Source organism: Burkholderia sp. COPS, assembly GCF_019425585.1.
GTDB lineage: Bacteria > Pseudomonadota > Gammaproteobacteria > Burkholderiales > Burkholderiaceae > Burkholderia > Burkholderia cepacia.
This window is the reverse complement of record NZ_WIXR01000021.1, coordinates 156,267-168,380: the sequence shown is the minus strand read 5'-3', so window position 1 is coordinate 168,380 and position 12,114 is coordinate 156,267. Positions and strand designations below refer to the sequence as shown.

11 protein-coding genes are annotated in these 12,114 nt (G+C 71.3%); 4 read left to right on the top strand and 7 right to left on the bottom strand.

The window, feature by feature from the left end; translation table 11 throughout:
- Positions 1 to 144: 144 nt before the first annotated feature.
- The 4 genes from FOZ70_RS20810 (at position 145) to FOZ70_RS20795 (ending at position 5,828) form a co-directional block, all read left to right on the top strand.
- Positions 145 to 1,617: a PLP-dependent aminotransferase family protein gene (locus FOZ70_RS20810; protein WP_219706623.1), complete on the top strand. Its 1,473-nt coding sequence runs from the start codon at positions 145 to 147 to the stop codon at positions 1,615 to 1,617.
- Positions 1,618 to 2,025: 408 nt separating this feature from the next.
- The gene (locus FOZ70_RS20805; protein ID WP_219706622.1) at positions 2,026 to 3,630 is read left to right on the top strand and encodes a trypsin-like peptidase domain-containing protein; all 1,605 of its coding nucleotides are present in this window, start codon (positions 2,026 to 2,028) and stop codon (positions 3,628 to 3,630) included.
- A gap of 237 nt (positions 3,631 to 3,867) precedes the next feature.
- The gene (locus tag FOZ70_RS20800) at positions 3,868 to 5,079 is read left to right on the top strand and encodes an MFS transporter (RefSeq protein WP_219706621.1); all 1,212 of its coding nucleotides are present in this window, start codon (positions 3,868 to 3,870) and stop codon (positions 5,077 to 5,079) included.
- A 209-nt stretch (positions 5,080 to 5,288) separates the two neighbouring features.
- A complete protein-coding gene (locus FOZ70_RS20795) occupies positions 5,289 to 5,828 on the top strand; it encodes a DUF4303 domain-containing protein (RefSeq protein WP_059488020.1) in 540 nt (179 codons plus the stop codon).
- A gap of 70 nt (positions 5,829 to 5,898) precedes the next feature.
- On the opposite strand, the gene FOZ70_RS20790 is transcribed toward FOZ70_RS20795, so the two are convergent.
- The 7 genes from FOZ70_RS20790 to cobA form a co-directional block, all read right to left on the bottom strand.
- Positions 5,899 to 6,597, bottom strand: a complete 699-nt coding sequence (locus FOZ70_RS20790) for a fumarylacetoacetate hydrolase family protein (RefSeq protein ID WP_048025513.1) — start codon at positions 6,595 to 6,597, stop codon at positions 5,899 to 5,901.
- Positions 6,598 to 6,722: 125 nt separating this feature from the next.
- Entirely contained in the window at positions 6,723 to 7,664 is a 942-nt protein-coding gene (locus FOZ70_RS20785; protein WP_027791818.1) for a helix-turn-helix transcriptional regulator, read from the bottom strand.
- Positions 7,665 to 7,783: 119 nt separating this feature from the next.
- Entirely contained in the window at positions 7,784 to 8,563 is a 780-nt protein-coding gene (locus FOZ70_RS20780) for a YkgJ family cysteine cluster protein (protein WP_219706620.1), read from the bottom strand.
- 60 nt (positions 8,564 to 8,623) lie between these two features.
- A complete protein-coding gene (locus FOZ70_RS20775) occupies positions 8,624 to 9,223 on the bottom strand; it encodes a uracil-DNA glycosylase family protein (protein WP_219706619.1) in 600 nt (199 codons plus the stop codon).
- A 120-nt stretch (positions 9,224 to 9,343) separates the two neighbouring features.
- Positions 9,344 to 10,396: a CmpA/NrtA family ABC transporter substrate-binding protein gene (locus tag FOZ70_RS20770; RefSeq protein WP_048025510.1), complete on the bottom strand. Its 1,053-nt coding sequence runs from the start codon at positions 10,394 to 10,396 to the stop codon at positions 9,344 to 9,346.
- A gap of 5 nt (positions 10,397 to 10,401) precedes the next feature.
- A complete protein-coding gene (locus FOZ70_RS20765; protein ID WP_042977474.1) occupies positions 10,402 to 10,998 on the bottom strand; it encodes an ANTAR domain-containing protein in 597 nt (198 codons plus the stop codon).
- A 162-nt stretch (positions 10,999 to 11,160) separates the two neighbouring features.
- Complete coding sequence (gene cobA / locus FOZ70_RS20760; protein ID WP_219706618.1) at positions 11,161 to 11,940, bottom strand: uroporphyrinogen-III C-methyltransferase; 780 nt, start codon at positions 11,938 to 11,940, stop codon at positions 11,161 to 11,163.
- Between the last annotated feature and the right edge of the window lie 174 nt (positions 11,941 to 12,114).

Here is a 12,114-nt window from a genome sequence, read left to right as displayed (position 1 = left end):
GAGAGCCGAGAGCCGAGAGCCAAGAGCCAAGAGCCAAGAGCCAAGAGCCATGAGCCGTGCGCCTTGCGCCGCTGGCCGTCCGCAACCGGCCGTCCGCAACTAGCCGTCCGCCACGTTCCGACATTTTCACGCTGAGATGTTCCGATGACGACAATCCTGCCTTCCGGCGATGCGCCGTTGCTGCCGCTCGACGCGCCGCTGGCGCGCACGCCCGGTGCGCCTTCGCTGCAGCGCCAGTTGCTGCGCCGCGTGCGCGACGCGATTCTCGGCGGCGCGATGCCGGCCGGCACGCGGCTGCCCGGCACACGTGCGCTGGCCGAGACGCTCGGCGTGTCGCGCAACACGACGGCTGCCGTCTACGAGCAACTCGTCGCCGAAGGCTTCCTGCAGTCCGACCGGCGCGGCACGCGTGTCGTCGGGTTGTCGCGGCCGGCGCCGCCGCGCCGGCGTGCCGCGCCGCCGGCCGTCGCGCAGCGGCTCGGCCGCATTCGCCCGAGCCGCATCGGCACCGGCGAATCGGAGGGGTTCCGACCGGGCGTGCCCGCGCTGACGCATTTCCCGGTGGACGCGTGGCGCCACGCGATCGACCGTGCGCTGCGCCGCAGCGGCCGCGACCTGCTCGGTTATGGCGATCCGCTCGGCGAGCGCGCGCTGCGCGAATCGATCGCGCGCCACCTGGCCGTGACGCGCGGCGTGCGCTGCGATCCCGAGCAGATCGTGATCACGGAGGGCGCACAGGGTGCGATCTCGTTGTGCGCGCAGCTGCTGACGAACCCGGGCGATACGGTGTGGGTCGAGGAGCCCGGCTATCGCGGCGCACGCACCGCGATGCAGGCGGCCGATCTCGACGTCGTGCCGATGCCGGTCGACGCGGAAGGGCTGCGCGTCGAAGCGGACGACTGGCGCGAGCGGACGCCGCGCCTCGTCTATACGACGCCGTCGAACCAGTTCCCGACCGGCGCCGTGCTGTCGATCTCGCGCCGGCTCGCGCTGATCGATGCCGCGCGCCGGCATCGCGCGTGGATCATCGAGGACGACTACGACAGCGAATTCCGTCACACCGGCGAACCGATCGGCGCGATGCACGGGCTCGCGGACGATTCGCCCGTCGTCTATCTCGGCTCGTTCAGCAAGACGATGTTTCCGGCGCTGCGCATCGGTTTTCTCGTGCTGCCCGACGCGCTGCTGGCCGCGGTGCGGCCGGTGCTGCCGGAGATGCTGCGCGGCGGCACCCGCCATGTGCAGCTCGCGCTGGCGGATTTCATCGAGACGGGCGAGTACGGCCGCCATCTCGGCCGCATGCGCCGGCTGTACCGCGACCGGCGGCGGTTGCTGCTCGCCGCGCTCGACGGCAGCCTGAGCGTGCCGCACCAGATCGAGGGCGGCCCGTGCGGGCTGCATCTTGCGCTGCGGCTGCCTGCGCGCTACCGCGATCGCGCGATCGTCGACGCGGCGCGCGCCCACGGCATCGGGCCGTTCCCGCTGTCGGGCTTTTCGATCGATGCGGCATCGGCAGGCAACGGGCTGGTGCTCGGGTTCGGCAATACGTCGGCCGACGCGTTCGAGCCGATGTTGCGGATGCTGTCGGCGATCGCGGAGCGGGTGGGCGGGGCGTGACGTGCGTACGCGTTGCCAGAGCCGGCGGCGCGGCGGTCAGGTGAAGGAAGCCGCCAACCTTTGACTCGATACCGCTTCTCGGCGGTCGGCAGCAGCAAGTTCACCGCTGTCAGCGGGCCGATTTTTGTACATCGACCGCATGCAGCCGCCAGGTTCGGCTCCGCATACCAGCACACACCGCTTATCGCCGCGCACGACAATCGGACTTGTGCGGATTGACGAACCGCACACTTTGTTCGAAACGAACGCCGTCGCGGCTCCGCGCCTGCCGTGCCGCCCGGCATACGGGTTTCGATTCGTATGTTCGAACAGGCCGCGTGGACTATAAATGGATGCGTGTACCGGTGCTTGTCAGGCGCCTGCGCGTCTCGCGCATGTCGGCGCCGCGACGCCCGGGGGAGGTGCACCGTGGTTCGCCAGACGCTTGCTCGCGCCGTGCTTCGCACCGCGTTGATCGGGGGCGTGTTTGCCGGCTGTTTGCTGCCTTCGCCGGCCGCCGTTTCCGGAACCCTGTCGCCATCCGCCACGCCACCCGCGACGAAGCAAAGGCCGGGTGCGACGCCTTATGCGATGCCGGTCGATTTTCCGGCGATCGTCGACCGCTACGGCCCGGCGGTCGTGACCGTCACGACCGCCGCACCCGAACAGCAGGCCGGTGTCCAGTCGTTCACGATCCTCGATCCCGACGATCCGCTCGCCGCATTCTTCCGGCGCGGCGCGCCGCCTCCCGCGCAGGGCCCGCAGACGCCGGCGCCCGACACGGCGCCGCGTGCGGTATCGGGCAGCGGCTCGGGTTTCATCGTCAGCGCCGACGGCCTGATCCTCACCTCCGCGCACGTGGTCGACGATGCGACCGACGTGACCGTGCGGCTCACGGACCGCCGCGAATTCAAGGCGACCGTGCTGGCCGTCGATCCGCAAAGCGATGTCGCTGTACTGCGCGTTACCGCGACGAAACTGCCGTTCGTGCGCATCGGCGATTCGGCGAAGGTACGCGCGGGCGAACCGGTGATGACGATCGGCGCGCCGGACGGATCGGGCAACACGGTCACGGCCGGCATCGTCAGCGCGACGTCGCACCGGCTGCCGGACGGCAGCGCGTTTCCGTTCTTCGAAACCGACATCGCCCCGAACCCCGACAACTCGGGCGGCCCCGTATTCAATCGCGCGGGCGACGTGATCGGCATCGCGGTGCAGGTGTATACGGGCACCGACCGCTACGCGAGCATGACGTTCGCGATTCCGATCGCGTTTGCCGCAAAGGTGCGTGCGCAACTGCAGAAGCAGATGCAGGCGCAGGCGCAGGCGCAGGCGCAGCAATCCCAGGAGCCGGGCGAGCCGTCGTCCGGCAACGCGCTTGGCGTCGACGTGCAGGATGTCGGCATCGGGCTGGCCGCGGCGTTCGGGCTGCCGCGTCCGGCGGGCGCGCTCGTCAACGGCGTGGCGCCCGGCTCGCCGGCGGCCGCGGCCGGCGTGAGGCCCGGCGACGTGATCGTCAAGCTGGGCGACAAGTCGATCGGCCGTTCGGCCGAGCTGAATGACCTGGCCGCCGCGCTGCCGCCCGGCCAGAAGACGCCGCTGCGCGTGATCCGCAATCGCGCGCCGGTGAGGCTGACGATTACGGGCGCCGACGAGGCCGCCGGCAACGCGGGCACGACCGTCGGCATGGCCGCGCCGAAGGCGGCCGCACGACCGGGGCCGGGGGCGGGAGCGAGTGCGGGCGCGGGCGCGGGCGCGGGCGACGGCGGCGACCGCCTCGGGCTGACGATGCACGCGCTGAGCGACGACGAGCGCCGCTCGACCGGGCTCGCGGTCGGGATGATGGTGGACGCGGTGCACGGCCCGGCAGCCCACGCGGGCATCCAGCCGGGCGACGTCGTGCTGGAGCTCAACGACACGCTGCTCGAGACGCCGGACGACGTGCAGTCGCTCGAAGCGAACGGCGGCAGCGTGATCGCGGTGCTGATCCAGCGCAACAACGCGCGGAAGTTCGTGTCGGTGCGGGCGCGTTAGGGCGTTGACGCGGTCGGTATCGTCCGCCTACCATCGTCCGGTATCGTCCGACATCGCACCAGGCCAGCCAGGCAACCAGGAGCCATCCGGCATGAAAGCAGCAACCTTCATCGTAGTCGTACACAGGCGCAGGGTCCGGTAGCGGCACCGCGCCGGCATCCCTGCGCCCCCGACTCGTTCGGGGGCTTTTTTTTGCATTGCGCACGGCCGTGCGGCACGTGCGCGGAGGACATCCGCTTGCAACCGAACCTGCCGATCGCTTCCGAACGGGCGTCGCCGCGACACGCGACGCTGATCCTGCTGTGCGCGTGCTCGGTGCTGCCGCTGAGCCTGTTCCTGCCGTCGCTGCCGGCAATCGCGCGCGACCTGCGCGCCGACTACGCGCTCGTCGCGCTGTCGCTCGGCGGTTACGCGGCGGTGGCCGCGTCGCTGGAGTTCGTGATGGGGCCGCTGTCCGACCGGTTCGGGCGGCGGCCGGTCGTGCTGGCGGGCGTCGGCATCTTCGCGCTCGGCTCGCTCGGCTGTGCGATGGCGACCGATATCCGGGTGTTTCTGGCGTGCCGGCTGATGCAGGCGGCGATCACCTCGGTCTATCCGGTGTCGATGGCGACGATCCGGGATACCGGCGGCGGTGCACACGCGGCGAGCCGGATCGGCTATGCGGCGATGGCGGCCGCGTTCGCACCAATGCTCGGCCCGACGCTCGGCGGCGCGCTCGACCAGACGGCGGGCTGGCGCGCGAGCTTCTGGCTGCTCGGCGCGGCGGGCATTGCGCTGTTCGTCTGGTGCGGGTTCGATTTCGTCGAAACCCACGCGAACCGGTCGTCGAGTCTCGGGCAGCAGCTGCGCGCGTATCCGGCGCTGCTGCGCGCGCGCCGTTTCTGGGCCTACGCGCTGTGCATGGCGTTTTCGACCGGCTCGTTCTACGCGTTCCTGGCCGGCGCGCCGCTGGCCGCGCAAACGGTGTTCGGCATCCCGCCCGCGGAAATCGGCTTCTACATGGGGACCATCACGGCCGGCTTCGTGTGCGGCAGCTTCCTGGCCGCGCGTTACGCGCGCCGCTTCGCGCTGGCCACGACGATCCTATGCGGGCGGATCGTTGCATGCGCGGGACCGTTGATCGGCCTCGCGTCGATGTTCGGCGGCGCGACGCATGCGATCGCGTGGTTCGGGCCGTGCGTGCTGGTCGGCATCGGCAACGGGCTGACGAATCCCGGTGCCCATGCCGGCGCGGTGTCGGTGCTCCCGGCGCTGGCCGGGAGCGCGTCGGGGCTGGCCGGTGCGATGACGATCGCCGGCGGCGCCGCGCTTTCGTCGTTGACGGGGGCGGTACTGACGCCCGGCAACGCGGGCTATGCGCCGCTGGCGATGATGCTGCTGTCGGCCGCGATCGCGCTGGCGGCGGCCGTCTGCGTGCGGGTGTTCGACGCACGGGACGCCGGGCGGTGAACGCGAGTACGCGGTATCGCCGCGCCGAATCGGGCACCGGCGCGGGCATGGGCGCGAGTATCGGCGCGGGCATCGGTGCGGACATGGGTGCGGGTACCGCTACCGTCCCGCGGGCGATGGGCGGACAATCGATCGCATATCGGGAGACGACGAACCCGCCGCGCGCCGAGCATGCTCCGCCGCGCGAAGGTCGATTGGACGAGGGAACGATGAGCGACTTTTCTGATTTCCAGCGAGACATTGCCGATGCCGCGAGAGCGACATTCAGGGCGCTGCGGGCGCTGCACCCGGACGAGCATTTCTACGCGTTCGCGCTGTATACCGACAGCGGCGCGATGACGGTGGTGCCGGCAGCCAATTCGGTCGAGGGGCTGCGCCGGGTCCGCGAGCAGCAGGCTGTCGCGGACGACGACCCGTGGTATGCGTGGGGCTTTTCGGAATGGGCGTACGCGGCGGCGGAAGCGTCGCCGTTCAATGCGATCTGCGGCAAGCTCGCCGACGACGTGCTGAGCCCGCAGTTTGTCCGGTCGAGATTCCCGGAATTTTCGCGGCAACTGCACGCCGACATGATCGGTGCGTTGCGCCTGCTCGACCGCGAGGGCCTGTTCGGCACCGGCGACGAACGGGCGGCGATCACGCTGTTCGTGTCGATCAGCGACGACGACGCGGCCGAAGCGCTGGAAAACGAATCGGCGAAAGCGCTGAATCCGCCGGCCGTCGCCGACGCATTTCTGCGCCGCTACGACTGACCGAAATCGGGATATTGCCCGGCGGCCCCGCGCGGGCGGCCGCCGTGCTTGCTGCGGTACGGCTTATGGCTTACGGCTTCGCGCCCACCACGAACTCGAACGTCGCGACGCCGTCGACGCCGCCCGTCACGCGGTCACCGGGTTGCAGCGCGCCGACGCCGGCCGGCGTGCCGGTGAAGATCAAATCGCCGGCCTTCAGCTCGACCGAGCGCGACACGTACGCGATGACGTCGGGCACGGCCCAGATCATGTCGGCCAGGTCGCCTTGCTGGCGCGTGTCGCCGTTGACCGCGAGCCAGATGCGGCCCTTGGCCGGATGACCGGTGGCCGACGCCGCGCGCAACGCGGTCACGGGGCCCGACGCGTCGAAGCCTTTCGCCCAATCCCACGGACGGCTCAGTTTCTTCGCTTCGGCCTGCAGGTCGCGGCGCGTGAGGTCGACGCCGACGCCGTAGCCCCATACGTGCGACAGCGCGTCGGCCGGGTCGATCGACCGCCCGTCCTTGCCGATCGCGACGACCAGCTCGATTTCGTGATGGAGGTCGTTCGTCAGCGGCGGATACGGGACGGTGCCGCTGGCCGGGACGATCGCGTCGCCCGGCTTCGTGAAGAAGAACGGCGGTTCGCGGTCGGGATCGGCGCCCATTTCGCGCGCGTGGTCGGCGTAGTTGCGGCCGACGCAGAAGACGCGGCGCACCGGAAAGCGCGCGGACGACTGGTCGACTTCGACGGAAGGACGCTCGGCAGCGTCGATGACATAGGCGGACATCGGATGGCCTCGTTCGGTGGGAAGACGGATGCCGCGCCCGTGCGGCGCACGGGCCGGCATGCGTGCAACGATACCCGACGCCCGTGCGGCCGGATGCGACGCAACTGCGTTTTACCGGGACAAAACTACGCGTCGGGCGCGGCCGGCGTGTCGTCGCCGTCCGGCAGCGCGGCGTTCGCGTCGCGGTACGCCTTCGGCGACACGCCAACCCGCGCGCGGAAACGCCGCGCGAAATACCCTTCGTCGCGGAAGCCGACCGAGCGGGCGATGTCCGCGATGCGCCGGCTCGTGTGGGCCAGCAGCGACTGCGCGAGCGCGATCCGGCGCTCCGTCACGAGATCGGTGAAGGTGCTGCCGGTTTCCTTGCGGACCAGGTGCGCGAGGTAGTTGGGCGACAGGAACGCGGCTTCGGCGGTCGCGGCGAGCGTCAGGTCCTCGCGGGTGAGGTTGGCGCGGACGTGCCGCAGCACGCGCGCGAGCGCATCGCGCCGGCCGGCGCGCTGGGCGCCGCGCTGCGCGAGCTTGTCGAGCGCGCCCGCGTACTGCGTGCAGACGAGCCCGATCAACTGCAGCAGGTAGCCGCGCAGCAACGTGGTCGAGCCGAACGTGCGCACGCGATCGGTGTCGAGCATGCATAGCGCGAGGCGGCGCGCTTCGTCGTAGGTGTCGCCGGTCAGGATGAAGTCGAGGTGTTCCTGGAAGCGGAACGGCGTCAGCTCGGGAAAACGGTGGGCGGGCACGTCCTCCAGGTCGAGCGGGTCGACGTCGAGATCGGCGCGCAGGAACGCCTGGCTGAAGTTGATCACGATGAAGTGCGCGCCTTCCGGATGCGGGATCAGGTGCTCGCGGTGCGGCAGCACGAACGCGAGCGCGCCGCGCGGAAACGGCCGCGTGACGCCGCCGATCCGCTGCTCGGTGTCGCCGCCGAGATTGAACTGGATCTGGAAATACGCGTGCCGGTGCGGCTCGGTGATCGCCTGGCGCGACGCCTGGTCGCGGATGTAGAAGTCGAGCCGGTCGCTGCGTTCGGGCATCCCGTACAGGCGCGGCGGGGCGGTGGAGGGCATGAAGGATTCTGCTGGTCGTGACGCGGTTGAGCCGCGATGGTACAGCGAACCGGGCGCGGCGGCGATCCGCGCGGCCGTGCGGCGTTGCCCGGTGTCGCTCGCGGCGTGCCGCGAGGCGGTCATTCGTCCGGGTGAAAACCGAGGTAGCGGGCGTGCGGGCTGTCGCCGCCGGCGCGCCGGCTTGCCCCGCCGACCGATGCGAGCGCGTCCACCGTCGTCGCGCGGTTCGAGATCAGCGTCCACGCGACGGCGTCGTCGGCGCCGGCCGGTGCCGACGCGCGCAAATCCGTCAGCGCGGCGAGCAGCGTGGCGGCCGGCGGCGCGTGGATCGCGAACCCTTCGTTGGCCACGGCCGCCGTCTCGATCCCCAGCACCTTGCACAACCGTGCCCGCAGCGGCGTTTCGGCTTCGCTCGCCGCACGCGAGCGCGCGATGTTCTCGCGGGTGGCCGCGTCGACGATCGTGCCGCCGCGGACGAACGGCGCCTGCTGCCACGCGTCGGGCGTGCATTGCTTGCCGGCCGGTACCAGCGGTACGAACGGATTCACTTCGGCCGGGTAGATCCGGCACACGAGCGGGCGCTCGTCGTAGATCGCGCATCGCAGGTCGTCGCGCAGGTTCGGGCACGGCCCCGCATGGGACGCCGTGAGCATGACCGTCACGCGGACGGGCAGCGAGCCGCTGAGCGCGGCGCTCGAGCGTGCGCGTTTGTACGCGGCGAACGCGTTGTCGGGCTCGGGCTCGACGAGCCACGGCATCGCGTCGCACAGCAGCTCCACGTGGCCGCCGCGCTGCAGCCACGCGGTGGCCTCGTCGATCGTCAGCGGAATGCGCAGGTCGCGGCAGCATCCGCCGCAGCCGTTGCAGGCAAAGTCGAGGTCGGTAGGGGTGTCGTTCATGCTTGATTCGATACGGATGACGGGGTGTCGCGAAGCGTCGCGACACGGCGGTGATTTCGTTTACCGGGCGACCAGCGGCGCGATCCGGCGTCGCAGCTCGGGCACGACGTCGGCGTCGAACCATGGATGGTGCTTGAACCACGCCTGGTTGCGCGGCGACGGATGCGGCAGCGGCAGCACGCCGGGGCCGTAGTCGCGCCACGCGTGTACGGTGTCCGTCAGCGTGGCCTTGCTCGCGTCGCGGAGGAAGTGCCGCTGCGCATACTGGCCGATCAGCAGCGTGAGCCGGATCGACGGCAACCCGGCGAGCAGCCGGTCTATCCACAGCGGCGCGCATTCGGGGCGCGGCGGGTTGTCGCCGCTCGTGCCGCGGCCCGGATAGCAGAAGCCCATCGGCACGATCGCGAAGCGGGTTTCGTCGTAGAACGTGTCGGCGTCGACGTCGAGCCAGCCGCGCAGTCGCTTGCCGCTCGCATCGTCCCACGGGATGCCGCTCGCATGGACGCGTGCGCCCGGCGCCTGCCCGACGATCAGGATGCGCGCGTCGCGATGGGCACGCACGACCGGCCGCGGGCCGAGCGGCAGGTCGGCTTCGCAGGCACGGCACGCGCGGATTTCAGTGAGCAGCACGTCGAGCGGCGCGCGCGTGGGTTTCGGCATCGAATCGGATCGGGGACGGAGTGGTCATGCGGCGCCCCGGGAGCCGCGCGCCCGGCGCCGACAGGCGGCCCGGGCAGGCGTGGCGCGGGAGCGCGCGCCGCCTGCATCACGCGGCGCGCCTCACGCCCGCGACGGGCCCGGTGCGCCGCTTTCGGCGACGGCAGCATCATACAACGCGGTTTGCGCGATCGCGCGGGCGATCGCCGCGTCGTCGTGCGAACCGTCGAGCATGCCCCAGCGCCGGTATTGCGACAGGAACCACTCGCCTTCGCGCGGATCGGGGCGGTTCACGGCGCCGCCGTCGTGGAAGCGGATCGGCAGCGGCGGCACGGCGAACGGCCCCGATCCGTAGTCGCCGAGCAGGCGCGGCGCGATCAGCCGGGCCGGCACGCCGAGCGCGTCGGGCGACGCGAGCCAGCCGGCCGCCTCGCGACGGTGCGCGGCACTGTCGAGCCACGCGCACGCATCGACGAGCGTGCGGATCAGCGCGCGCGCGGTGGCCGGATACAGCGCGACGAAATCGCGCCGGGCCGCGAGCACCTTTTCCGGATGATCGGGCCAGATCTCGCTCGTGACGGCGACGGTCCGCCCCGCGTTGCAGGCCTCGGCCACGGCATGCCACGGTTCGCCGGCGCAGAAGCCGTCGAGTTCGCCGCCCGCGAGCGCGGCCACCATCTCGGGCGGCGGGATCACGACACTGCGCACGTCGCGCAGCGGATCGACGCCGTGCGACGCGAGCCAGTGGTTTAGCCACATCGCGTGCGTGCCGGTCGGGAACGTCTGCGCGAGGAGCGGCTTGCGGCCGAGCGTCGCGAACGCGTCGCGCACGCTGCCGCTTTCGCGATAGGCGTCGGCGAGGCCGCGCGACAACGAGATCGCCTGGCCGTTGCGGTTCAGCACCATCAGCGCGGCCATGTCGGCCTGCGGGCCGCCGATCCCGAGCTGCAGCCCGCAGACCAGCCCGTACAACGCATGCGCGGCGTCGAGCTCGCCGCTCAGCAGCTTGTCGCGGACGGCGGCCCACGACGGCTGGCGGCTGAGTTCGAGCGTGAGGCCGTGCCGCGCACCGAGGTCCAGGCGCTGTGCGACGATCAGCGGGGCCGCGTCGCTCAGCGCGACGAACCCGAGGCGAAGATGCGCGCGTTCCGGCGCGACGGGAGAGGTGGTGTCCATGGCGGTCATGACTGGGGTGACGCGTCGAGCAATTGCCGCGCGACGTCGACGATGCGTAGGCCCTGATCCATCGCGCGCTTGCGCAGCGCCGCATACGCGTCGTGTTCGGACAGCCTGCGCTGGTCCATCAGCATCCGCTTCGCACGGTCGATCAGCTTGCGTTCGGCGAGTTCGCGCTCGACATCGGCAAGCCGGCGGCGCAGCGCATCGTCGTGCGAGAAGCGTGCGAGCGCGACTTCGAGAATCGGTGCAAGGCGTTCGGCAGACAGCCCTTCGACGAGATACGCGCTGACGCCCGCGCCGACCGCCGCGCGGATCAGCGACTGGTTGGCGTCGTGGCTGAACATCAGCACGGGGCGCGGCGCGGTCGCATGCATGACCGCGAGCTGCTCGAGCGTGTCGCGCGACGGCGAATCGGTATCGATGATCACGACGTCGGGATGCTGCTCCTCGACGGCGGCCGGCAGGCGCGCGGGCGTCGCGACGTCGTTCAGCATGTCGTAGCCGAGCTGCGCGAGCGCGTCACCGAGCTCGCCGATCGGTTTGTCGGTATCGGTGACGAGCAGCACGCGCAGGCGGGGGGAGGAAGCGGGCGCACTCATGATGCGAACGGCGGCGGCAAAATCGTGGCGCGATGCGCGGCTCGGAGGCGGCCCCGCGCGCACGTCGTGCCGGGGCCGCGCGCGGCGACCCGGCGGCTGGCGCGAACGGCGCCGCTGTTTTCATGACAGGTGGGCGGCGGGTGCCGCGTGGTGTCGCGCATGCTACGCGGCCCGGGAGAAGGCCGTGTCGATCGCGGCCCCCGCTGCGCCCGCGCCCGGCACCTCATGCACGGCCGTTTCGCCGATCGCGCCGCCGACGAGGATCACGGCCGGACTGCCGAGCCGTGCTGCGTCGATGCCGCGCGCGAGTTCGCCGAGCGTGCCGGTCCAGCGGCGTTCGTCGGGCGTGCCGGCCCATTGCACGGCCGCGGCCGGCGTCGATGCCGGCAGCGCGGCGAGCAGGCCGGCGGCGATGCTGTCGACGCGGCTCATGCCCATGTAGATCGCGAGCGTGGTGCCGGTCGCGGCGAGGCGCCCCCAGTCGGGTTCGCCGTGGTCCTGACGATGGGCGGTGACGAACGTGACGCCGTGGCAATGCGCGCGGTGCGTGAGCGAGATGCCGAGGCTCGCGGCGGCGGCGAACCCCGACGAGATGCCGTTGACGATCTCGACCGGAATCGCGGCGGCGCGCAGCGTCGCGAGTTCTTCGCCGGCGCGCCCGAACAGCAGCGCCTCGCCGCCTTTTACACGCACCACATGCGCGCCGCGCAGTGCGTAACGGCGCATCAGCTTCTCGATGAATGCCTGCGGCGTGGAGCGGCAACCGCCGCGCTTGCCGACGCGGATGACGCGCGCCTGCGGCGCGAGTTCGACGATGCCGGGCGCGACGAGATCGTCGAGCAGCAGCACGTCGGCAGCGGCCAGCGCTTTCACGGCCTTGAGCGTGAGGAGATCGGGATCGCTGGGGCCGGCGCCCAGCAGGGTGACTTTGCCTGTCGTCATGTCGTGTTCCAGTGCCGCCTGCATGCGGCGGCCGATAGCGCGTTGTTGCGCGGCGGCGGGCGGTCGACGTATCGGCATCCGGCCGTGCCGCGCACGGAAGGACGCCGTTGTCCTGAGCGGCCCGCCTGCACGACGGGCCCGGTTTTGCGGGGACTGCCCACCGGCGCCGTTGCC

Bases quoted from the DNA above. Each gene is read 5' to 3' on its own strand.
- FOZ70_RS20775 (WP_219706619.1), bottom strand. From the start codon at position 9,223: ATGCCGAAACCCACGCGCGCGCCGCTCGACGTGCTGCTCACTGAAATC.
- FOZ70_RS20770 (WP_048025510.1), bottom strand. From the start codon at position 10,396: ATGGACACCACCTCTCCCGTCGCGCCGGAACGCGCGCATCTTCGCCTC.
- FOZ70_RS20810 (WP_219706623.1), top strand. From the start codon at position 145: ATGACGACAATCCTGCCTTCCGGCGATGCGCCGTTGCTGCCGCTCGAC.
- FOZ70_RS20780 (WP_219706620.1), bottom strand. From the start codon at position 8,563: ATGAACGACACCCCTACCGACCTCGACTTTGCCTGCAACGGCTGCGGC.
- FOZ70_RS20795 (WP_059488020.1), top strand. From the start codon at position 5,289: ATGAGCGACTTTTCTGATTTCCAGCGAGACATTGCCGATGCCGCGAGA.
- FOZ70_RS20765 (WP_042977474.1), bottom strand. From the start codon at position 10,998: ATGAGTGCGCCCGCTTCCTCCCCCCGCCTGCGCGTGCTGCTCGTCACC.
- FOZ70_RS20785 (WP_027791818.1), bottom strand. From the start codon at position 7,664: ATGCCCTCCACCGCCCCGCCGCGCCTGTACGGGATGCCCGAACGCAGC.
- FOZ70_RS20790 (WP_048025513.1), bottom strand. From the start codon at position 6,597: ATGTCCGCCTATGTCATCGACGCTGCCGAGCGTCCTTCCGTCGAAGTC.
- cobA (WP_219706618.1), bottom strand. From the start codon at position 11,940: ATGACGACAGGCAAAGTCACCCTGCTGGGCGCCGGCCCCAGCGATCCC.